The sequence below is a fragment of the Sporosarcina saromensis genome, from assembly GCF_033253735.1.
GTDB classification, from domain to species: Bacteria; Bacillota; Bacilli; order Bacillales_A; family Planococcaceae; genus Sporosarcina; species Sporosarcina saromensis.
The window spans coordinates 55,030-77,359 of the sequence record NZ_JAUBDI010000002.1 but is presented as its reverse complement, the minus strand read 5'-3'; the positions used below and the strand labels follow the sequence as shown (position 1 = coordinate 77,359).

The 22,330-nt window shown below is 41.7% G+C and carries 24 protein-coding genes and 1 pseudogene; 23 read left to right on the top strand and 2 right to left on the bottom strand.

What is annotated here, in order from left to right:
* Nucleotides 1-9: 9 nt before the first annotated feature.
* Nucleotides 10-897: pseudogene (locus QT711_RS03000) on the bottom strand (transposase); the annotation flags it as partial.
* A 391-nt stretch (nucleotides 898-1,288) separates the two neighbouring features.
* On the bottom strand, nucleotides 1,289-2,272 hold the full coding sequence (locus tag QT711_RS02995) for a DUF1385 domain-containing protein (RefSeq protein WP_317942031.1): 984 nt from the start codon (nucleotides 2,270-2,272) through the stop codon (nucleotides 1,289-1,291).
* A 207-nt stretch (nucleotides 2,273-2,479) separates the two neighbouring features.
* Here QT711_RS02995 and QT711_RS02990 point away from each other — a divergent pair, with 207 nt between their 5' ends.
* The 23 genes from QT711_RS02990 (at nucleotide 2,480) to spo0A (ending at nucleotide 22,195) form a co-directional block, all read left to right on the top strand.
* Nucleotides 2,480-2,893 (top strand): hypothetical protein, encoded by a 414-nt coding sequence (locus tag QT711_RS02990; RefSeq protein ID WP_317942030.1) that lies wholly within the window; start codon nucleotides 2,480-2,482, stop codon nucleotides 2,891-2,893.
* 76 nt (nucleotides 2,894-2,969) lie between these two features.
* Complete coding sequence (aroQ, locus tag QT711_RS02985; protein ID WP_317942029.1) at nucleotides 2,970-3,416, top strand: type II 3-dehydroquinate dehydratase; 447 nt, start codon at nucleotides 2,970-2,972, stop codon at nucleotides 3,414-3,416.
* The gene (locus QT711_RS02980) at nucleotides 3,413-4,471 is read left to right on the top strand and encodes a M24 family metallopeptidase (protein WP_317942028.1); all 1,059 of its coding nucleotides are present in this window, start codon (nucleotides 3,413-3,415) and stop codon (nucleotides 4,469-4,471) included. Before aroQ ends, QT711_RS02980 begins: the two co-directional genes overlap by 4 nt.
* A gap of 21 nt (nucleotides 4,472-4,492) precedes the next feature.
* Nucleotides 4,493-5,050: an elongation factor P gene (efp, locus tag QT711_RS02975; RefSeq protein WP_317942027.1), complete on the top strand. Its 558-nt coding sequence runs from the start codon at nucleotides 4,493-4,495 to the stop codon at nucleotides 5,048-5,050.
* 144 nt (nucleotides 5,051-5,194) lie between these two features.
* Nucleotides 5,195-5,404, top strand: coding sequence for a SpoIIIAC/SpoIIIAD family protein (locus tag QT711_RS02970; RefSeq protein WP_317942026.1), 210 nt, complete (start codon nucleotides 5,195-5,197; stop codon nucleotides 5,402-5,404).
* The gene (locus tag QT711_RS02965; protein WP_317942025.1) at nucleotides 5,383-5,781 is read left to right on the top strand and encodes a SpoIIIAC/SpoIIIAD family protein; all 399 of its coding nucleotides are present in this window, start codon (nucleotides 5,383-5,385) and stop codon (nucleotides 5,779-5,781) included. Before QT711_RS02970 ends, QT711_RS02965 begins: the two co-directional genes overlap by 22 nt.
* Before the next feature lie 15 nt (nucleotides 5,782-5,796).
* Nucleotides 5,797-6,696, top strand: a complete 900-nt coding sequence (locus QT711_RS02960; RefSeq protein WP_317942024.1) for a stage III sporulation protein AE — start codon at nucleotides 5,797-5,799, stop codon at nucleotides 6,694-6,696.
* Nucleotides 6,697-6,939: 243 nt separating this feature from the next.
* The gene (locus QT711_RS02955) at nucleotides 6,940-7,365 is read left to right on the top strand and encodes a hypothetical protein (RefSeq protein WP_317942023.1); all 426 of its coding nucleotides are present in this window, start codon (nucleotides 6,940-6,942) and stop codon (nucleotides 7,363-7,365) included.
* Complete coding sequence (locus QT711_RS02950) at nucleotides 7,352-7,894, top strand: SpoIIIAH-like family protein (protein ID WP_317942022.1); 543 nt, start codon at nucleotides 7,352-7,354, stop codon at nucleotides 7,892-7,894. Before QT711_RS02955 ends, QT711_RS02950 begins: the two co-directional genes overlap by 14 nt.
* A gap of 144 nt (nucleotides 7,895-8,038) precedes the next feature.
* Nucleotides 8,039-8,554: an acetyl-CoA carboxylase biotin carboxyl carrier protein gene (accB, locus tag QT711_RS02945; protein WP_317942021.1), complete on the top strand. Its 516-nt coding sequence runs from the start codon at nucleotides 8,039-8,041 to the stop codon at nucleotides 8,552-8,554.
* Between the two features lie 14 nt (nucleotides 8,555-8,568).
* Nucleotides 8,569-9,915: an acetyl-CoA carboxylase biotin carboxylase subunit gene (gene accC / locus QT711_RS02940; RefSeq protein WP_317942020.1), complete on the top strand. Its 1,347-nt coding sequence runs from the start codon at nucleotides 8,569-8,571 to the stop codon at nucleotides 9,913-9,915.
* 47 nt (nucleotides 9,916-9,962) lie between these two features.
* On the top strand, nucleotides 9,963-10,364 hold the full coding sequence (locus tag QT711_RS02935) for an Asp23/Gls24 family envelope stress response protein (RefSeq protein WP_317942019.1): 402 nt from the start codon (nucleotides 9,963-9,965) through the stop codon (nucleotides 10,362-10,364).
* Between the two features lie 114 nt (nucleotides 10,365-10,478).
* Nucleotides 10,479-10,859, top strand: a complete 381-nt coding sequence (gene nusB / locus QT711_RS02930) for a transcription antitermination factor NusB (RefSeq protein ID WP_317942018.1) — start codon at nucleotides 10,479-10,481, stop codon at nucleotides 10,857-10,859.
* A gap of 27 nt (nucleotides 10,860-10,886) precedes the next feature.
* A complete protein-coding gene (gene folD, locus QT711_RS02925) occupies nucleotides 10,887-11,762 on the top strand; it encodes a bifunctional methylenetetrahydrofolate dehydrogenase/methenyltetrahydrofolate cyclohydrolase FolD (RefSeq protein ID WP_317942017.1) in 876 nt (291 codons plus the stop codon).
* Between the two features lie 110 nt (nucleotides 11,763-11,872).
* Nucleotides 11,873-13,231: an exodeoxyribonuclease VII large subunit gene (gene xseA / locus QT711_RS02920; protein WP_317942016.1), complete on the top strand. Its 1,359-nt coding sequence runs from the start codon at nucleotides 11,873-11,875 to the stop codon at nucleotides 13,229-13,231.
* Nucleotides 13,228-13,470, top strand: a complete 243-nt coding sequence (locus tag QT711_RS02915) for an exodeoxyribonuclease VII small subunit (protein WP_317942015.1) — start codon at nucleotides 13,228-13,230, stop codon at nucleotides 13,468-13,470. Before xseA ends, QT711_RS02915 begins: the two co-directional genes overlap by 4 nt.
* Nucleotides 13,463-14,347 carry a polyprenyl synthetase family protein gene (locus tag QT711_RS02910; RefSeq protein WP_317942014.1) on the top strand — a complete coding sequence of 295 codons (885 nt, stop codon included), beginning with the start codon at nucleotides 13,463-13,465 and terminating at the stop codon, nucleotides 14,345-14,347. Before QT711_RS02915 ends, QT711_RS02910 begins: the two co-directional genes overlap by 8 nt.
* A gap of 813 nt (nucleotides 14,348-15,160) precedes the next feature.
* On the top strand, nucleotides 15,161-17,065 hold the full coding sequence (gene dxs / locus QT711_RS02905; protein WP_317942013.1) for a 1-deoxy-D-xylulose-5-phosphate synthase: 1,905 nt from the start codon (nucleotides 15,161-15,163) through the stop codon (nucleotides 17,063-17,065).
* Nucleotides 17,062-17,883, top strand: coding sequence for a TlyA family RNA methyltransferase (locus tag QT711_RS02900; RefSeq protein ID WP_317942012.1), 822 nt, complete (start codon nucleotides 17,062-17,064; stop codon nucleotides 17,881-17,883). Before dxs ends, QT711_RS02900 begins: the two co-directional genes overlap by 4 nt.
* 25 nt (nucleotides 17,884-17,908) lie before the next feature.
* Nucleotides 17,909-18,358 carry a transcriptional regulator AhrC/ArgR gene (ahrC, locus tag QT711_RS02895; protein ID WP_317942011.1) on the top strand — a complete coding sequence of 150 codons (450 nt, stop codon included), beginning with the start codon at nucleotides 17,909-17,911 and terminating at the stop codon, nucleotides 18,356-18,358.
* A 31-nt stretch (nucleotides 18,359-18,389) separates the two neighbouring features.
* Nucleotides 18,390-20,087, top strand: coding sequence for a DNA repair protein RecN (recN, locus tag QT711_RS02890; RefSeq protein ID WP_317942010.1), 1,698 nt, complete (start codon nucleotides 18,390-18,392; stop codon nucleotides 20,085-20,087).
* Between the two features lie 117 nt (nucleotides 20,088-20,204).
* Nucleotides 20,205-21,176 carry a SpoIVB peptidase S55 domain-containing protein gene (locus tag QT711_RS02885; RefSeq protein ID WP_317942009.1) on the top strand — a complete coding sequence of 324 codons (972 nt, stop codon included), beginning with the start codon at nucleotides 20,205-20,207 and terminating at the stop codon, nucleotides 21,174-21,176.
* Nucleotides 21,177-21,406: 230 nt separating this feature from the next.
* A complete protein-coding gene (spo0A, locus tag QT711_RS02880) occupies nucleotides 21,407-22,195 on the top strand; it encodes a sporulation transcription factor Spo0A (protein WP_317942008.1) in 789 nt (262 codons plus the stop codon).
* Nucleotides 22,196-22,330: the final 135 nt, after the last annotated feature.

Genomic DNA, 22,330 nt, shown 5'->3' with positions numbered 1-22,330 from the left:
TGATATTTCTTACTCTGTTTCCCTCATTAAGGTAAGTATTCGCTTCAGATTGACTGCAAATATCGTCATCGCTCCTTGCATCTGGATGCCAAATAGACCCGTGAATGTGGCTACATCATACCCGTGTCTTTGTTTTAATTCACTATTCTTCGCTTCAATCTTATAGCGAGATTTGGATTTTACCTTAACTTCATTGCTATTTTGAAACGCTTCCTGTTCCTCATGTTCTTTCGATTTAATGGTGACTGAATATGTTTTACTTTTGCCCCCTTCCTTGTAATAACCCTCGCGGAGTAGGCAAACATTTCTCAACGTCAAAATAGTAAGTGCGCGATTGGTAGCTTCCCTGGTTTTTCTTTCCTGTACGCGCTTTGCGAATGGCCATATGCCCAGCCTTACATACATACATACATACATACATACATACATACATACATGCCTGCATCTTTATTGAATTCAAATTCATCTTTTTTCGCGCACGGGTGCCTTGTGTAATTTGCAGATGTAATTTCGACACCAACTGGAGCTCATTTTCATTTGCGTAGAGGATATTATCTTTTTCCGAATAAGCTGTGTCTCCGATTACTGTATCAATCTTCATACCATATTGCGATAGAAGTTTTATAGCCAAAGAATGAAGAATAGGCCGTTTAATGACCAACACGCGCATCTAGATCCGTTGAATAATTAAGCAGATCCGTGTAATCTTCGACTACTTCTTTTAATACATTCAATTATTCCTGTAAAGCTGGTATTCACATAATGTGAGCTTTACTTTCAACAGTGGAGATATCCTTTTGGTAATACTCAATTTCGTCTTTCCCTTCGTCAGAAGTGGTTCTAGGTGGAAACTTTTCTTTCATAAGACTTATCGATTTGATAGACTGCTTTTCGCACATTTTAGGATTTCTGCATATACAATAAAAACAGTGACCCTTTCCTGTGAAAATGGAAATAGGTCACTGTTTAATTATCACTTTAAATACAGGTGAGTTCCGTTGATTGGAGTGGAGAGCGGCGACTCCTGTGGGATTAGCGGGACAGGTGAGACCCCGCAGGAAAAGCCGTCACGTAGAACGGCTTTTGCGAGCAAAAGCGCAGCGTTGGGAGCAAGGATGCCTTAATTTCCGCGAAGTACGCAGAAATACGGCAAATCGAACTCTTCGTTGTTCGATTGGCTCACCGCCCGCCCCACGGAAAGCGTCCGCTCGGAACGCAAATCAACAGTTCCAGCAAAAAACCTCTTAGCGGACTTTTTCAGTGGCCTCCCATTAGCGGCACTTCCTTTTTAGTTCGCAGCAACAGTTGTATTCACTGTTTTTTCAGTTGTGGACTTTAAGATGTCGATGTTTTCAATACCTTTTTCCTCAATCTCCAATAACTTGTTGAACGAAGCAATTGCGACTTCCACTTGTTTGTCGTCAGGCTCTTTTGTTGTCAACAATTGCAACCAGAGTCCAGGATACCCTAGAAACTTCAAGACTGGGATATTCCGAAGGCTATTTGTAAATTGCAACACCTCAAAAGAAACACCGATGACAACAGGTATTAACAGAATGCGGTTCACAATACGAAGCCAAAAAGGATCGGTCGGTACGAGGAAATAAATGAACATCCCTACGATGACCGTAAACAATAGAAAACTACTGCCGCAACGATAGTGCAAGCGAGAAGACGCTTGGACGTTTTCTACGGTGAGAGGAAGGCCACTCTCGTAAGCATTGATTACTTTGTGCTCTGCACCGTGATACTTAAACACACGTTTAATAAGAGGTGTCATCGAGATCAACGAAATATACGTCAATAAAAGCGCGAGTTTAAAGAAGCTTTCGAGTAGGATTTGAGCTGTTTTACCAGGCGCGATGAATTCAAGCATTTGCGCAAGGAAAACAGGCACTAACGTAAATACGAACTTACCAAAAATGAATGATAAAACACCAACAGCTGCTACACCAAGTACCATTGCGAGTTTTGATGATTCTTCTTCTGTGTGGTCGACTTCTTCTCCAGGCATAACATCATAACGTTCGTTTGCAAAAGTAAGATGCTTGGAACCGATGCCAGCAGATTCAATTAGTGCAACAATACCACGCACGAAAGGAATCTTTTTCAGCTTCGCAGCAAGTGGTTTTTGCTCTTTGGGCACGTAATAGTAGTCAAGGGAATCGTCTTTTCTCCGAATCGCTGTAACTGTATGATTCCTACTTCCGAACATGACGCCTTCAATTAAAGCTTGACCACCGTATGTGGGGGCTTGTTGTTTTTTACTCATGGATTTTCCAACACCTTCTCTTTTCAATTGACCTTCATCTATTTATTGGTATGCCACGCTACTGTAATTGCCTGTAGTTCGTTGTATACCATTCATATAGCAAATCTTATATCTTTCTATTGTACAAAAAATCGAAGAGCTACTCCACCATAAAGGTTTAAAAATTGCGTCGCATTCCTACACTTCGAGTGAGGAGGGAATTGCACAATGACAAAAACAATGATATGGACAACTGTTGTAGCAGCATTGTTCACGACTGCATCACTTAAGATGTTGCATTATTTTAATTTTATTAAATGGTCGCCGATTGGATGGGCGAAGAAATGGTTACTCTTTGGCTCTACGCATGAATGGTGGAAATGGAGTGTTCTCTTTATTGTCCTGTTCATCATTTTCGGTATATTTTATCAAGTAGCTGTACGGACATCCCGCATTCCACCGTCTGTAACAGCTTTGTGTATCAGTGCGATTGCTGCTGTGACGATTGAGTGGCTCATCCATGCACCTACTTCCGTAACAGAAGGGTTCAAAACACTTTCCATCCCATTCTTTTCAATTCTTGCAATTGTAAGCAGGTTTGTAACTGGAACCGCTGTGTATATGAAGAAATCTTTCCGCTAAGCACGATAAAATAGGTTGCGACTATTGGACAGTGTGATAAAATGGGAAAGAAAAAGGTGAGGGGAATGATGTAGCTGTGAAACTGCTCGTTCTGAATGGACCGAATTTAAATCGATTAGGCAAAAGGGAACCTGGCATCTATGGAGCGGAAACTTTGGAAGATATTGAAAACGATCTGAGAAAAGTTGCTTCTGAACACTTTGTGGACATTTCCTTTTATCAATCGAATCATGAAGGAGCTCTCATTGACAAAATACATGAAGCCGAAGACGATGGGTACGATGGTATCGTTTTCAATCCGGGAGCGTATACACATACGAGTATCGCTTTGCGGGATGCTGTGTCATCGGTAAATGTACCTGTCATTGAAATCCACATTTCCAATATACATAGTCGGGAGTCTTTCAGACAACATTCAGTCATTGCACCCGTCTGCATTGGGCAGCTTGCCGGTTTTGGGGCACATGGGTATGAATTAGCAGTTCAAGCTTTCCTTCTCCGCAGAAAAGGGGTAGAGCTATGAATCTTGTAACATTACGTGAAGCACTTAAAGAAAATGCCTTAGATGCAATTCTCGTAACCAATTCGTATAATCGTCGCTACATCACTGGTTTCACAGGTAGTTCAGGTGTTGCAGTTATTTCCGCGAATGATGCAGTTTTCATTACGGATTTCAGGTACACTGAACAAGCAGCTGAACAAGTGAAAGGTTTCCGAATCGTTAAGCACGAACGGACGATCATTGAAGAAGTTGCTGCGCAAGTGCAAGAAATGAATATTCAAACGCTCGGTTTTGAAAAAGACGATGTGACATTCGGCATGTACGAACTGTATAATGAAAAGGTGCAAGCCGAATTAAAACCTGTTTCGGGAATCATTGAAAAGCAAAGAATGATCAAATCTGCTGAAGAAATTGAAATTCTAAAAGATGCAGCAAAGATTGCCGATGACGCATTTGCACATATTTGCACATTCATTAAACCAGGCGTTTCTGAGCTTGAAGTGTCAAACGAATTAGAAATGTTCATGCGGAAGCAGGGAGCGACTTCATCTTCATTCGATATCATTGTTGCTTCAGGAGAAAGAGGCGCATTGCCACATGGCGTAGCTTCTGCTAAAATCATTCAATCAGGCGAATTGGTCACTTTGGATTTCGGAGCTCTTTATAATGGGTACATTTCCGATATTACACGAACAGTCGCTGTAGGTGAGCCTTCGGAGCAAATGAGAGAAATCTACGAAATTACCCGTGCTGCTCAACAAAAAGCTTTAGAAGAGATTAAACCGGGTATGACTGGAATAGAAGCGGATGCAATTGCTCGTGACTATATTAAGTCAAAAGGGTACGGTGAAGCCTTTGGACACTCGACAGGGCACGGTATTGGGTTAGAAGTGCATGAAGGTCCAGCTTTGTCTTTCCGTTCAGAGACAGTACTTGTACCGAATATGGCTGTAACAGTAGAACCAGGTATTTATGTACCAGGAGTAGGTGGCGTTCGAATCGAAGATGACATCATCATTACCGAAGAAGGTAATGTCCGTTTGACGCACTCACCAAAAGAATTAATAATCCTATAACGACATAATGGAGGAACATGCATGATTTCAGTAAACGAATTTAAAACAGGTTTGACAATAGAGGTTGACGGAGACATTTGGCGTGTAATTGATTTTCAACACGTGAAACCAGGTAAAGGTGCAGCATTTGTACGTTCAAAATTACGTAACCTTCGTTCTGGTAACGTCAATGAAAAAACATTCCGTGCAGGCGAAAAAGTAGAAAAAGCCCAAATCGATAACCGTCGCATGCAATACTTGTATGCAAACGCTGACGATCACGTATTTATGGATAACGAATCCTACGAACAAATTGAATTACCTTCCGCACAAATTGAGGAAGAATTGAACTACTTACGTGAAAACATGGAAGTGCATATCATTTCCTACAAAGATGAGATTCTCGGCGTAGAACTTCCTTCAACCGTTACTTTGGAAGTAACAGCGACTGAACCAGGCATTAAAGGCGATACAGCGAGTGGTGGCTCCAAGCCTGCAACGATGGAAACCGGATTAGTCGTTCAAGTACCATTCTTCGTAAACATCGGAGACAAACTCATTATCAATACTGAAGAAGGCGCATACGTTTCAAGAGCTTAATACATTGTATTTAACAGGCACTTCATTTCTCGACAAAAGAGAAATGGAGTGTTTTTTTTTTGCATCCGTATGAAGTTTCGGTTGAACAAATCTTCATAATCCCTCAGCCGTCCTCATAAGGTGTTACATGAAGGGGGCACCCGAATGGAATTAAATGATCTATTGCGTATTGCAGGCATTGGCTTGGTGATTGGTTTTCTTCATGTCTTTTTTGAGCAGACCGGCAAGAAGGAATTTTCTTTTTTTCTCTTTTTTGTAGCATACATTTATATCGCTGCAGAAATGCTTCGCTTCCTACGGATTTTCTTCTCGGAAATCGCTGAATTCTTCCAATGGCTGTCCATGGCGTTCTAATGAGTATACTGTTCCAATTAATTGTCGTTTATTTACTACTGATCATGTTGTCGTTTACGTCGAAAAGCCTACAACCTGTTCTCTATGCGGCAGTCTTTTTCATTTTTCTGGCGTATGTCAGTATGACAATTATCGTTCCGTTTGGAAAAACATTCATGCAATTATTCGACCCACTGCCTACCCCTTTTGCAAAGTTATTAATCGGAAGTGTCGTTCTCTATTATTTAGCAGAATTAATTTGCAAACATATTGCCGAAGCAGGATACGAATCAATTGCTTCTGTTGCGCAAGTTGCTATTAAGATTGCTATTCTGTCATTGTGGTTGCCACAACTTTCAACTCTTATCGGCACGCTCTCCAAATTAATCATTAAATGATTGGATGTTACATTCATGCTCAATATGCTGCAATCTGTTGTTGGAACAGTACTCTCCAGTTTTCTCATTGTAATCCTTACATCATTCATGGCACTTATCGTCGATTTCCTTTTTCCGTCTTTTAAAAGATGGACGAGGCTCTTTTTGTTCTTCATTATATTGACAATCGTATTGCAACCAGCTTTTGAACACCTCCAAATGATTCGTACCATTACCCAATCGATTGCAACGATCTTCATTTCAATTTATCCGTTGTTAACGGCAAGTATCATTGCATCAGGTGGCTCTTTTAGTATGTTGAACTTCCAACCTGCCATGCTGCTGTTTGCCAATGGCGCTGTTCTTCTAGCGGATAAAGTATTAATACCGATGTTGGCGGCTGCAATCTTATTGGATATTTTGACAAGGATTCTCCCTGATGTCTCTTTTTCGAAGATGTCAGACTTGCTTCGAACGACATTATTAGGTGTCGTTTCAGCACTTGTAGCCGCTTATTCCATTTTCATCACGGCTGGTGGCACACTATCTTGGGCACTCACGGGTGTTACGAGTGAACCGATTAAAGAACTCGTTCGTCAAAATGTTCCACTCATTGGATCATTTCTAACAGATAGTATGGGGGCGATCGGAAGATATTCTTCTGGTGCTAGCGTGTTTGTTGGGGCGTGGCTTATTATTACGATTTGGACGGTCGCTCTTTTGCCGACGCTTAAAACTTTACTGACAGGGTTTCTTTACCGATGGACGGCTGCACTGATTGAACCATTCGCACATGAGGAAATCACTGGCGTACTAGATGATATCGGTAAAACATTGTTTGTCTTATGCGCAGTTTCATTTCTTGTCGCATTCGCATTTATTTATACAGCATTGTTCACCGTCATTCTAATCAAATTAATAACCGCAGTGAAATGAGGGGTGGCATGCTTGAGTTTTTGAATGGCCTTATGCTCATTATTTTATTGTCTACTAGCCTATTGTTGCTGCTACCAGAGGAATCGGAGTCGGATTTCCTTCCACTTGTCAAAATAGCAATAGGAATTTGGATCATTCATTCAATCACGCGAATTTTTGGTCATACCCTCTTTTGAACAAGCATATTATGCATCATAGATGACACGAACCAGATCCGGCTCGAAGGGATGAAGTGGTGATCAAATGCAAAAACCAAAACGAAAAATCCATATGCTCTTCATCGGTACACTGCTCGCGCTCTTCATCATTTTCATCAATACGACTTTTGGTTCGATTGGAGGGGAGAAAAAGAAGGGGGAAGAGAACCGGGAAGTGGCAGCGCTTGAAACGGCGCTGATGAAGATGGAAGGAATCGGGGAAGTGTTTATCTACTTCCACTATGAGCACGTCGACACGTCGAGTTCGCTCGCGGATATGTTATCGGTTAGTGGCTCATCTCCGAAAAAAGCTAGTTCATTACAAGGGATTTTAGTTGTAGCGGAAGGTGTAGAAAATAGTAAGAAGAAAAATGAATTGACACGCATTCTATCGGCAGTGCTCCAATTGCCAGAACATCGAATTGTCATCGTTGAACATGAAAAAAGGGGGATACAACTTGAAAGCGAATAAACGTACTGTGTGGTTTTTAACTTTACTAAGTCTCGTAGCGGTTATCTCAATCTACTATTTAAAAAAGGAAGCACCAATGGATTTGGATGCAATGGCAATATTCGGAGATGCTGATAAGGTCACTGTATCAAAGCCGGGAGATGCGGACAGTGCTAAAAAGCCCGTGTATGCGGATTCGATGTTGTTAGAAGAAATGAGAATGACCGTTCAAAATGAGCGCAGCAACTTGAAAAGTCAGTTGACGGACAAGATGACGTCAGCGGACTCGACAGCAGAAGAAAAAAGTGCTGCATATGACGCAATTGCGGAATTGACAAAAACGTCATCTGCTGAAGAAATGATGGAGATGCAAATTCGAGCACTTGGCTACCCTGAAGCGTTCGTCAAGAAGGACAATGGTAAAGTGACGATTACTGTCATTTCCGAAGATGGTGGTCATTCCTCGAAGATGGCTGCTGAAATTACACAATATGTCATGACGAGCTGGGACGATGCACGAACTGTCCAAGTCGATTTTATGAATCAATAAACTTGTTAGAGGCCCGAATAGGGTCTTTTTCTTTTGGTTGAAAGGTTTTTGAAACAAAAAACATGATATCTGTTTCAAAATGTACGAAAAACGTCTAAAATAGGTTTGAACCCAATAAATATTAATGAGTCAGGAGAATCGCTAATGTTGAAAATTCAAGAAATTCGCGAAATAATTAAATTAATTGATCAATCATCCATTGACAAATTCACTTTTGAATCAGATGGTACAAAAATTAAACTCGAGAAAAAGAATGAAGGAGCAACACATCAAATGGTCGCTCAACCACAAAGTGAGCAACCGGTTCAGCAAGCGGCGCCTGCTGCTGCAGAAGTGAAGAAAGAGGAGCCGAAACAGGAAGTTGAAAAAGTGGAAGAATCGCCAGCAGCGGAAAGCAAAAAGTCTGTTGACGATGCATCTTTGCACAAAATACCTTCACCAATGGTAGGAACGTTCTACAAATCTTCCGCACCGGACGCACCAGCTTACGTCCAAAAAGGAGATTCCGTCAAAGCGGATACAATCGTCTGCATCGTAGAAGCAATGAAGCTCTTCAACGAAATCGAAGCAGAAGTATCCGGTGAAATTGTGGAGATTCTCGTGGAAGATGGACAACTTGTTGAATACGGTCAACCTCTCTTCCTCGTCAAACAAAACTGAGGAGGAATGTAAAGATGAAAAAAGTGTTAATAGCAAACCGTGGAGAGATTGCGGTACGTATTATCCGTGCGTGCAAAGAAATGGATATTGAAACGGTTGCGGTGTATTCCGAAGCAGATCGTGAAGCCCTTCACGTTGAACTTGCTGACGAAGCCTACTGCATCGGCCCTAAACTGTCAAAAGATAGTTATTTGAACTTCTCAAACATTATTAGCATTGCAAAGTTAACTGGATGTGATGGAATCCATCCGGGTTACGGCTTCCTTGCAGAGAACGCAAGCTTTGCTGAATTATGTGAAGAAGTGAATATTGAATTCATCGGTCCTACTGCAGATGCCATTTCAAAAATGGGTACAAAAGACGTTGCAAGAGAAACGATGAAGCAAGCGGGTGTCCCGATTGTTCCAGGCTCAGAAGGTATTGTTGCTGATGAAGTGGAAGGATTGGCTGTTGCAAAAGAAATTGGTTTCCCAGTCATCATCAAGGCGACAGCAGGTGGAGGCGGTAAAGGAATCCGTGTCGCAATGAACGAAGAAGAGCTTGTCAAAGGGATTAAGATTACACAAAAAGAAGCGGCAGCTGCTTTTGGTAACCCTGGCGTCTATTTGGAGAAGTTCATTGAAGAATTCCGCCATGTTGAAGTGCAAGTGTTGGCAGATAAGCATGGAAACACAATTCACCTCGGGGAACGCGATTGTTCCATTCAAAGACGAATGCAAAAACTCGTTGAAGAAGCACCATCTCCAGCGTTAACAGCTACATTGCGTGAGCAAATGGGTGAAGCGGCTGTTAAAGCTGCACAAGCTGTTAATTATCGAGGTGCAGGGACTGTTGAGTTCATCTTCGACCATGTAAATGAGAAATTCTATTTCATGGAAATGAACACACGGATTCAAGTTGAGCATCCGGTTACAGAAATGATTACTGGCATCGATTTGATTAAACAACAATTGCGTGTTGCTGCGGGTGAAAAATTGCAGTATCGCCAAGAAGACATTACGTTTACGGGTGTGTCAATCGAATGTCGCATAAATGCAGAAAATCCATCGAAGAATTTCATGCCTTCTCCTGGTGAAGTGAAAATGTATATGCCACCAGGCGGCTTCGGCGTAAGGGTCGATTCTGCAGTATATCCAGGTTATTCGATTCCGCCATTCTATGATTCTATGGTGGCAAAACTCATTGTACATGCTGATACACGTGAAGAAGCTGTCGCAAGAATGAAAAGAGCACTGGAAGAATTTATCATTGAAGGTGTTCATACGACCGTTCCATTCCATGTGAATTTAATGGATCATGAAGTATTTAAATCGGGTGATTTCGATACGAAATTCCTGGAGAAATACCAAGTAATGAAGTAATGCATGCTTTTATAGGACCGTACACGATAGTAAGGGAGGAACAGTGAATGGCTGAAAAAACAAATCCTTCGTTCGTTGGAATGAGTTCAAAAGGTGACGCAATATTAGGTCGAGTCCAGCTTGCTCCTGAAGTGCTCGAAGTCATTATCGGTATTGCTACAAACGAAGTCGAGGGTGTAGCGACGACGAAAGGTAGCTTTGCAACAGGAGTGGCTGAGAAGTTCGGGAAAGTATTCCACGGAAAAGGCGTTAAAACGGAGTGGGTTGACGACAAACTTGTAATCGATGTGTATTGTGTCGTTCGGTACGGCTATTCGATCCCGAACGTTGCAACCGACATCCAAAAGCAAATTCGCCAAACCGTTTACAATATGACTTCACTCCAAACGAAAGAAGTGAACGTTCATATTACAGGAATCGCATTTGAATCAATGGCTGACACAGAATGAAGTTGAAAAGCATCGTCCATAGGATGGTGCTTTTCAACTTGTCCTACTATATCTTCATCAACTGAGTATGCTATGATAAAGCCCAAGAGATATAGGAATGAAGGAGACGAAAGAATGAAACGAAGAGAAGCACGTGAAAAAGCGGTACAAACCCTTTTTCAATTAGACAATACTGAAATGACTGTGGATGAAGCCATTGCTTATATTACAGACTCACCGGTCAACGCATTTTATGAATCGCTCGTTAAAGGGACGATTGAAAACCGACAAGAAATTGACGCTGTGTTAAAAGACAAATTAGAAAATTGGTCACTCGACCGATTACCTAAAATTGAAAGAACGGTACTCCGATTAGCTGTTTATGAGCTACTGCATAATGAAGACGTTCCGCATCGTGTCATTTTGAACGAAGCGATCGAACTCTGCAAGCAATTTGGAGACGAAAAATCAGGCCGCTTCGTAAATGGCGTCCTCTCTAAATTCGAAGAGAAATAAAAAACGGGTTGTGTGGAGGGAAAGTAGATGACTGCAAAATTGATTAGTGGTGTGACGATTGGAAAAGAAATAAGAGAAGAGATTGCGACGAGTGTACTTGATTTGACAACAGAGGGTTGCCAACCTGGTCTAGCGGTCATTCTTGTCGGTGAAAATCCGGCTTCTCAAACTTATGTGAAAAACAAAGAGAAATCCAGTATTGAAGTTGGTATGAAATCACAATTGATAAAACTTCCCGACACAGTTTCAGAACAAGAACTGTTAGGACATATCGAAGAGTTAAACAGTGATGATAGCATCCATGGAATCTTAGTTCAATTACCATTGCCGAAGCACATTAATGAAGATTTGGTCATCCGATCCATTGACCCGAATAAAGACGTTGACGGATTCCATCCACAGAATGTCGGAAAAATGATTATTGGCCAAGAGGGCTTTCTACCTTGTACCCCATATGGCATTATGGAGATGTTGGAACGCAGTGGAATTTCAGTAGCTGGAAAGCACGCTGTCATTATCGGGCGAAGCAACATTGTTGGCAAGCCGATGGGGCAATTACTACTTCAAAAAGATGCTACTGTTACATATTGTCATTCTCGGACAAAAGATCTTCCATCTTTTACAAAGCAAGCAGATATTTTAATTGTAGCGATTGGTAGAGCTAAATTTGTGACTGCGGATTTTGTAAAAGAAGGTGCCGTCGTAATCGATGTCGGTATGAATCGGGATGAAAACGGCAAATTGTGTGGAGATGTAGATTTTAATACGGTGAAAGAAGTGGCTTCCGCAATCACTCCTGTTCCTGGCGGTGTAGGGCCAATGACCATTACAATGCTGTTAAAAAATACAGTGTTAAGTGCTGAAACGGCACTGCAAGAAGGCCGATGCAAGCAACAAGCGTAAGCAAACACAGTTAACTTAACTGTGTCAGATGTCAATAGCATTTCAAAACAGCGCTGTTTTTCAAAAGAAAGACAGCGTTTCTATACGTAAGCGACTTGGGGGTATGAAGGATGAGTCAAAATCTATATCTGACTGTACAATCACTTACAAAATACATAAAACGCAAATTTGAAGCTGATCCCCACTTACGAAACGTCTTTGTAAAAGGGGAGTTATCCAATGTGAAAATTCACCCAAGTGGCCATATCTACTTTACACTCAAAGACGATAAGAGTCGTATCCAATCAGCGATGTTCAAAGGTGCAGCCAATCAGTTAAAGTTCAAACCCGAAGAAGGGATGAACGTTCTTATCAATGGGGATGTAAATGTCTTTGAAGCAAGTGGACAATATCAACTATATGTCCAGTCCATGCAACCTGATGGTGTGGGGGCATTATACTTGGCATTTGAACAATTGAAAAGACAATTAGCGAGTGAGGGTTTATTCGATCAACGATGGAAGCAACAAATCCCTACTTTACCTAAAAAGGTTGGTGTCATTACAGCGCAGTCTGGAGCTGCGATTCGAGATATTTGTTCGACAATCCAACGTCGATACCCGTTAACTGAAATTGTGTTGTTTCCGGCTGTTGTACAAGGACCTCAAGCAGCACCGTCTATTAACCAAGCGCTCATTCAAGCGGAACAATACGGTGAGATCGATGTCATTATCGTTGGTCGCGGTGGCGGATCAATTGAAGACTTATGGGCATTTAATGAAGAATCTGTTGCACGGGCCATTTTTTCATGTAAAATCCCGATTATTAGTGCAGTCGGCCATGAAACGGACACGACAATTGCAGATTTTGTAGCGGATATGCGTGCACCTACTCCAACAGCAGCAGCAGAATTAGCAGTACCTTCAAAAGAAGAGTTGTTTGACAGGATATTGCAAAGGAAGCGGTCAATTTATCGCTCTTTTTCCAATCAAATTAAAACGGAAAGAAAAAGGTTGGTAAACGTTCAACAATCGTATCCTCTCCAATACCCAGAACGATTGTATCGACCATTTATTGAAAAAATGAGCGCTCTAGACGATCGACTCGTGCGTAGTCGACATGAGTTGACTGCTACAAGAGTTGCAGAACATGCACGATTAGCTAAGATGTTGGCTTTTTATTCACCCAATGTGCGCATTAAAGAAGAAAGTCGCTCCACAACATTATTGACAGAAAGATTGACGAGAGCAATGCAAATCGAACTTCGCAATAAAACAGATCATTTCACTGCTTCTCTTCGGATGTTAAAAGCGCTAAATCCATTGGAAGTGATGGACAGAGGCTTTTCGATTGTGTATAAAGAAGGGAATGTCGCAAAATCTGTCAATACATTGACAGTAGGCGATCAACTAACCGTTCAATTACAAGATGGAACTTTACAAACTGAAATTCAGTCAATACAGTTGAAGGAAAAGGAGGAAGACAAATGAGCAAGGAGACGCTTCGTTTTGAAGAAGCAATGAGTAAGCTGGAAAGCATCGTTCAAAAATTGGAATCAGGTGATGTGCCATTGGAAGATGCGATCACTTTATACAAAGAAGGAATGGAATTGTCAGCGTATTGTCATGGGAAACTGCAAGATGCAGAAAAGCAACTCATTACAATAATTGATAAAGATGGTCAATCGAGCTCATTTGACCCTTCGAAAGGACAGGACACAAATGGATAAACAGTTAGAGATGTTCATGACAAAACACATACCTATGATTGATGAGCAACTACAGCAGTTATTAACAGGAGGCTATTCACCAATCTCTTTGAGGGAATCCATGCTCTATTCTGTCAAAGCAGGCGGCAAACGAATTCGTCCTCTTCTCGTTTTAGCGGTATTAGAGGATTTTGGTGTACAGTCTGCGGATGCACTGAAAGTCGCTAGCGCGGTGGAATTGATACATACATACTCACTCATACATGATGATTTGCCTTGCATGGATGACGATGATTATCGAAGAGGTCAATTGACAAATCACAAAGTTTTCGGTGAAGCGACTGCAGTATTAGCGGGTGATGCACTTCAAACGGCTGCATTCAATGCATTGGCATCATTGGAAAATACCTCAGCAGAAAAAGCGCTTGCATTAGTTCGATTGTTAGCGGAAGCTTCAGGTGCAAAAGGAATGGTCGGTGGTCAAATCCTTGATATGGAAGGGGAAAAAGCATCCCTATCACTCGAACAGCTAGAAGAAGTGCATTTGCATAAAACAGGTGCCTTATTATCATTTTGTATAGAAGCAGGTGCAATCCTTGCAGGGGCAAATGAAAACCAAATCGCTCAATTACGCAGTTACGCGCGTAACATCGGCCTTGCTTTTCAAATAAAGGACGATATTCTAGATGTAACCGCAACGACCGAACAACTAGGCAAGCCAGCGAACAGTGATACCGATAGTGAAAAATCGACCTATCCATCCTTACTTGGATTAGAAGGTGCCCGTCTACAACTGGAAAAATACCATACGAATGCAATTGAATGTCTTTCGTTCTTACCGAGTGATAAATCTTACTTAGCGCTTTTCGCAGATTATATTGTTCAAAGGGAACTGTAATTAGGTTTAATTTGCAAAGGTAAGGGCTCAGAATTGGGAGAAACGTCTACGTCGCTCAATCAGAACAATGTTGAAACAGGCTTGATGATTAACCAATTTATGAATGTAAGACTATGTGATTTTCCAAATTATCGTCGATATACATTGGATTTTTCGTCCAGATGGATGCGTTCCGCGGGCACCACTTCAGCCAAGCGAACTGTGTAAGTTGAGCTTTGTCGTATTTCTGTGCTTTTACAGAAACTAAAACAGCAATTTATTCTGTCGTTTCGCTCGCTCAAGGGTTTTCAGCTAGTGCTGTTCTCGCAGGAAGTGCAGTAACGAAGAACGGCTTTTGCGAACAAAAAGTGGAGTGTTGAGAGAACATCTTAGCACTTCGCCCGTCTTGAACTCCAATCCTGATGAGCATCTTCTAATGTGTGTGGTAAATAAAGTCCTGTCACAAACTAATTGGCTGGAGTGCAGGCGCCGACTCCAGCGGGGGAATAGCACGATTGAGACCCCGGAGGGAAAGCCGTCACGCAGAACGGCTTTTGCGAGCAAAAGCGTAGCGTTGGGAGCAAGGATGCCTTAATTTCAGCAAAGTACGCAGAAATACGGCAAATCGAACTCTTCGTTGTTCGATTGGCTCACCCGTGCCCCGCGGAAAGCGTGCGCCGGAACGCAAGCCAATGGGTTCGAAGAAGTCAACTTGTAAATACGTGGTTAATCAACAGAACAATGTTGAAAGTTTCTATTGGAAGGCCTTCTTGTTATAATGAATACAATTACTTACTAACAGAGGCAATCAATTTACAAAGGTGTGTGATCGTTATGGATCTGAATCAAATAACCAATCCGTCCTTTTTGAAAAAGATGAATAAAGAGCAATTGACGGAATTAGCGAAGGAAATACGAAAGTTTCTAATTGAAAACCTTGCTTCGACAGGTGGGCACATTGGACCGAATCTAGGTGTAGTCGAACTGACAATCATGATGCACAAACTGTTTCATAGCCCTGAAGACAAATTTATATGGGACGTCGGTCATCAAGCGTATGTGCATAAAATCCTAACAGGTAGAGCAAACCAGTTTGGGACACTTCGACAATATAAAGGGTTGAGCGGATTCCCTAAAATGGCTGAAAGTGAACACGATGTGTGGGAAACCGGACACAGTTCGACATCTCTTTCTGCTGCGATGGGAATGGCTGCTGCAAGAGATATGCAAGGCAAATCCAATTATGTCATTCCGGTAATTGGCGATGGTGCCTTAACGGGTGGTATGGCATTAGAAGCACTCAATCATATTGGTCATTTGAAAACGAATATGATCGTTGTGTTAAATGATAATGAGATGTCAATTGCGCCAAACGTAGGAGCTTTGCATACGGTTCTAGGCAAATTGCGTACTGCAGGCAAATACAACAGTGCAAAAGACGAGTTGGAATATATTCTGAAGAAAATCCCTGCGGTTGGTGGAAAAGTAGCGGCTGCTGCTGAGCGAGTGAAAGACAGTTTAAAGTACTTGCTCGTATCAGGGGTGTTTTTTGAGGAGCTCGGATTTACGTATTTAGGGCCAATTGATGGACATGATTTCGCAGATCTTGAACGTAACCTTTTATATGCGAAAAAGATGGAAGGGCCAGTGTTGCTTCATGTCATCACGAAAAAGGGGAAAGGTTACCAACCTGCTGAAGAAGATAAGAAGGGAACTTGGCATGGAACTGGACCTTACAAGATCGAAACGGGTGATTTTGTGAAATCGCCAACAACAGCGCCGTCTTGGAGTGGACTAGTTGCAGAAACGGTAAGGAAATTAGCGAGAGAGGACAAACGGATTGCGGCCATTACACCTGCAATGCCGGTTGGTTCGAAACTGGAGTCCTTTGCTGAAGAATTTCCTGAACGCTTCTTTGATGTCGGGATTGCTGAGCAACATGCTGCTACGATGGCAGGTGGCTTAGCGACACAAGGGATGAAACCGTTTTTAGCGATTTACTCAACGTTCCTCCAACGCGCATACGATCAAATGCTACATGATATTACGAGGCAAAAGTTAAATGTTTTCATTGGCATCGACCGTGCTGGGCTTGTCGGTGCAGATGGTGAGACACATCAAGGTGTATTCGATATTGCATTTTTAAGACACTTGCCGAATCTTGTGATCATGATGCCTAAAGATGAAAATGAAGGCCAACATATGGTGAAAACGGCTATTGACTACAATGAAGGGCCGATTGCAATGCGTTATCCAAGAGGGAATGGATTAGGCGTTAAAATGGATGAACAGCTTAAACCGATTCCAATTGGTACGTGGGAAGTTTTGAGTGAAGGTACCGATGGAACAATCTTAACTTTTGGAACGACTATTCCGATGGCGTTGGAAGCAGCTGAAAAGCTCTCTAGCAAAGGAATCTCTGTGAAAGTTGTAAATGCTCGTTTCATTAAACCGCTAGATACGGATATGTTGGATCTTTTGTTTGTGGCAGGTAAACCAATTGTGACGGTCGAAGAGGCAGTGTTAGCTGGTGGATTTGGCAGTTCGGTCATTGAATATGCCCACGATACGAAGGCAACAACTGGTTCCATCGATCGCATTGGAATTCCTGATGAATATATTGAACACGGAAGTGTAGATAAACTGTTAGAGGAAATTGACGTTACTGCGGAAGCGATCGTAGCGACGATGGAAAAAGCTGTCGAAAATACGCTTGTGAGAAAAAGGGAAAAGATATGACGAACGGGCAACAAAAAGAACGAGTTGATATTTTACTTGTCCAAAGAGGACTCGTTGAAACGAGAGAGCAAGCGAAACGGTCTATCATGGCTGGCCTTGTATACTCGGCTGAAACACGAATGGACAAACCAGGAGAAAAGGTTAAAGTGGACGCACCATTGCATGTGAAAGGTTCCGCTTTGAAATATGTGAGTCGTGGTGGTTTAAAACTTGAGAAAGCACTAGAAGTCTTCGAATTGGACGTGACAGGCAAAATAGTATTGGACATCGGCTCTTCTACAGGCGGATTTACCGATTGTGCGTTACAGAACGGCGCGGAGCATTGCTATGCACTTGATGTGGGAACGAACCAGCTCGCTTGGAAAATCAGGAGTGACGAACGGGTCACTGTTATGGAGAAAACGAACTTCAGACATGCGACACCCGCATTGTTTACGAACGGTTTGCCACATGTTGCGACAATCGACGTTTCTTTCATATCATTGACTCTAATACTTCCACCATTAAAAACGATTCTACTACCCGGTGGAGATGTGGTTGCGCTCGTGAAGCCTCAGTTTGAAGCAGGAAAAGAAAAAGTAGGGAAAAAGGGCATTGTCAGGGAAAAGTCTGTGCATTTGGAAGTATTGCAAAAAATAGCCGATGCTGCAATCGCGAATGGATTTTCCTTAACCGGTATTTCTTTTTCCCCTGTTACAGGGGGAGAAGGGAATATTGAGTTCCTCTATCACTTGAAATCTGAATCCACCCCTGTGAATGGATTCACGACCGACGATTTTGAAAAGTTATTGCATGAAGCTTATAACCACCTAACATAAACAACTTTGCATTGGAGTGATATTCATGAACAAGGGGCAGAGGCATCTAAGAATTCGTGACATAATTTCTAACGAAGAAATTGAAACGCAAGATCAACTTGTCGATAAACTAAAACGTGCAGGCGTTGACGTGACGCAAGCGACAGTCTCTAGGGATATAAAGGAATTGCACCTCATTAAGGTGCCTGTTCAAGATGGAAGATACAAATATAGTTTGCCGACCGTCCAAAAATACAATACAGAAGAGAAACTTCGGCGCATGCTGACAGATGCTTTTGTTAGTGTGGATAGTGCAAGTCATTTTATCATCTTAAAAACACTCCCGGGTAACGCACACGCTGTAGGTTCACTTGTCGATAATCTCGGTTGGGAAGAAATGCTTGGGACGATTTGCGGAGATGATACATGTATGATCATCTGTCGGGAAGAAGCACTAACAGAAGAGGTCAAATCAAGACTATTAGCGTTACTTTAACGGTACTTTCGACAAAGGAGATGCATCCTACATGCTAAATGAAATTGCCATCCATAACTTTGCCATCATCGAACATCTTGAAGTCCCTTTTGATGAAGGGCTTACGGTTTTGACAGGTGAAACAGGTGCAGGTAAGTCGATTATCATTGACGCTGTGCAACTTCTCGCAGGTGGCAGAGGCTCTCAAGAATTCATACGGCATGGTGCAAAAAAAGCGGAGTTGGAAGGAATGTTCACCGTAGAAGCGGAAGATCACCCTGTTTTTGAAAAGATGAGGGAGTTTGGGATTGACGCAGAAGACGGGAGCATTATTTTACGACGGGATATAAATTCAAACGGAAAAACGACTTGCAGAGTAAATGGTAAACTTGTCACCATCGCGACGTTACGTGAAATTGGTTCACAATTAATTGACATTCATGGGCAACATGATAATCAAGAACTAATGCAGGAAAAACGACATATCCATTTACTTGATCAATTCGCCGGACAACCACTTGCCGAAGCACATGCGAACTACATGGATGTTTTCGATCGGTACAGTAGATTAAAAAAGAAGCTGGCAGCAACTTCTCAAAACGAACAACAAATTGCCCAGCGTATTGACTTGTATTCTTTCCAGTTGCAAGAAATTGATGCTGCTTCTTTAAGAATTGATGAAGAAGAAGAGTTGGAAGAAGAGAAGTTGAAACTGCAACATTTTAATCGGTTGTTCGAAAGGTTACATACAGCATACGAGTCAATAAGTGGAGACAATCATGCGCTGGATTGGGTTGGCTCTGCAATGAGTGATTTGGAAGATGCCGCTTCGATTGATAAACAACTTGCTGCTCACGCAGAAACGGTTTCTACTAGTTTCTATGCATTGCAAGATACTGCACACGAGATTAAGAGTCTAATTGATGAAATGGAATTCGACCCTTTACGCTTGGATGAAGTGGAAAATAGGTTAGCAATGCTTAATGCATTAAAAAGAAAATACGGCAAGACAATCGAAGACATTGTTATTTATCGCGAAAAAATTGCGGATGAGCTTGATCAGTTGTTGAATCGTGACGAACGGATACATGCAGAGGAAGAAAAATTAGAACAGTTAAAGAAGGATTTGGAAGTTGAAGCGAATGAGCTATCGATGATTCGACGAGAAGCGGCAGTGCGATTAGAGGAAGCAATTATGACACAGCTGACCGAATTGCATATGGCCAAATCGACTTTTCATGTCTCCATTGAACGAAAAAGTGCGGGTAATTTTGATGCGAGTGGTTTTGATGATATTGCGTTCCTCATCTCTACAAATGTCGGGGAACCGCTAAAGCCGTTAGTGCGAATTGCTTCAGGTGGCGAACTTTCAAGGATTATGTTAGCGTTAAAAACAATCTTTTCAAAACATCAAGGTATTACTTCCATCATTTTTGATGAAGTGGATACAGGTGTGAGTGGACGAGTCGCACAAGCAATAGCGGACAAAATCGCAATGATTGCTACACATTCGCAAGTATTGTGCATTTCCCATTTACCACAAGTTGCGGCGATGGCAGATCATCATTTCTTCATTTCCAAAGATGTAAAAGGTAACCGTACAACGACAGCTGTAACCGAAATTGTGGATCTTGACAGGACGAAAGAGCTGTCAAGAATGCTTTCTGGTGCAGAAATTACTGCGCTAACACTTCAACATGCCGAAGAGTTATTGACAATGGCAGAAGAAAGAAAAGAGCAATTTCGTTAACGGATTAACTGGAATCGGTGGCGCATACTTTTGTATGCGTTTTTTCTTTATTTAACCTTTCATAAGTTCGGTTTGAAAGGACATACCAATAGTATCTTTCAGCCGAGGAGGTGAACCATGGGATGGAGTAAACGAGTCAAGTTGTCCGTTTCGTTCGCTGCGATTTTGTTTTTTCTCCCGTTCCATCATGAAACATCAGCATTGGCAAGTGAACAAGTGATACCGATGGGGCACTCCATAGGGATTCAAATGGAATTGTCGGGTGTGTTTGTCACGAACGATGTGCTATTGAATGGCGATAATTGGTTACGGGCCGGAGATGCTGTCGAACAAATTGATGATGCTGTCATAAGTAATCTGAAGGATTTTGAATCCGTTATGGCAACAGCTACATCAAAGCAAAATGTGTTGAAAGTGAAGCGACACGATTCGACACTTGAAATTTCAGCAGACCAAGAAGCCGTAAAACGCCTTTTACCCTTCTTGAAAGACCGGACAGAAGGGACAGGTACGTTAACTTACGTCGATCCAAAAAAAGGGACGTATGGTGCGCTCGGCCATCAAATCGTGGACAGTTCTTTGAAATCTCCACCTACCTTTAGACACGGCGCAATTTACCTCTCTGAAATTGAACAAATTAAGAAAAGTACTCCAGGAACCCCGGGTTATAAAATTTCCACCATCATTGCTGATGAAGACTATTTAGGCACCATTCAAACGAATGGGATTTATGGGATTTTCGGCATCTGGAATGATGCTTATAAGAAAGTGTTAGCGAAACCACTCGATATTATGCAACCATCCGAATTACAAACAGGGGACGCAGAGATTTTTACAACTGTAAAAGGGACCGATGTCGAAACGTTCTCCATCCGGATAACGCAAATTGAAGACGAACAATTTCATTTTGTATTAACGGACCCCGAATTGCTGAAAACAACGGGTGGCATTTTACAAGGAATGAGTGGAAGTCCTGTTATCCAAGAAGGAAAATTTGTCGGTGCAGTCACACACATGTTTGTGGATGAACCGACGAAAGGTGCAGGGTTGTTTTTAGTAACGATGAGAAGTGGGGAAAAAAATAAGTAAGTGTTACATGAACAATGGCTACAAAAAAAGGTCAATCCTGCGTGGATTGGCCTTTTTTATAAATTTCGGTCGAAAATTAGCGAAACCATCGTACGGAAGGTCTATTTTTAAAGAAATAAGAGGATAATCTATTTGTTTGTCGAATTTTTCCTTTACAGCAAACTAAATTCATGCAAATAATGGAACAAGACGTTTTGCCATGGATGAAAAATGAGTAGGGGGAAAAAGGGATGGGGAAATTGAAAGTTGCAATAGCAGATGACAATAAGGAACTCGTAAAAACGATGAATGTTTATTTTGATCAGCATGAAGAGCTTGAAGTGATTTGGAATGCACATAATGGGAAGGTCTGTTTAACGATGCTCGAGGACAAAAAACCGGATGTCCTGCTTCTCGATATTATTATGCCTCACCTTGATGGAATCGCAGTTCTAGACACCATTAAAGGAAATCCTGATTTTGCTGATATGCATATCATTATGCTAACTGCATTTGGTCAAGAAGACGTAATGGCACAAGCTGGAGGACTTGGTGCTTCTTACTTCATGTTGAAGCCATTTGAGTTTGATCGGCTAGTTTCTCAAATATTCCAAGTCGTCGGCGCGCAAAAGCAAGTGAAACCAACTCTTCAACAACCAAGTGAACAAGACCCTGCATTAACACAACGTGCTTTAGATACAACAATCACTTCCATCATTAAGGAGATTGGTGTTCCGGCTCATATTAAAGGGTACGCGTTTTTGCGGGAAGCCATTCAAATGGTTTATATGGATGTTGAATTACTCGGTTCAGTTACAAAAGTGCTCTATCCCGATATTGCCGATAAATATAAAACTACGCCATCTCGTGTAGAACGAGCAATTCGTCATGCAATTGAAGTGGCATGGAACAGAGGGAATTATGACGTAATTTCTAAAACATTTGGTTATACTGTCCATCACCTGAAAAGCAAACCTACAAATAGCGAATTCATTGCAATGATTGCGGACAAAATACGATTGGAACATCTAGTAAGCTAATTTTCTTAAACAATTAATCTTGCATTCATACAAATCGATTCTAGTACAATCCACGCATTCTTTTACGAAAGTAGAAGGGGGCGTTTTTTTTGTTTTGCAGTGTAATGACGAAAATTTTCATTTATCAACTATTAA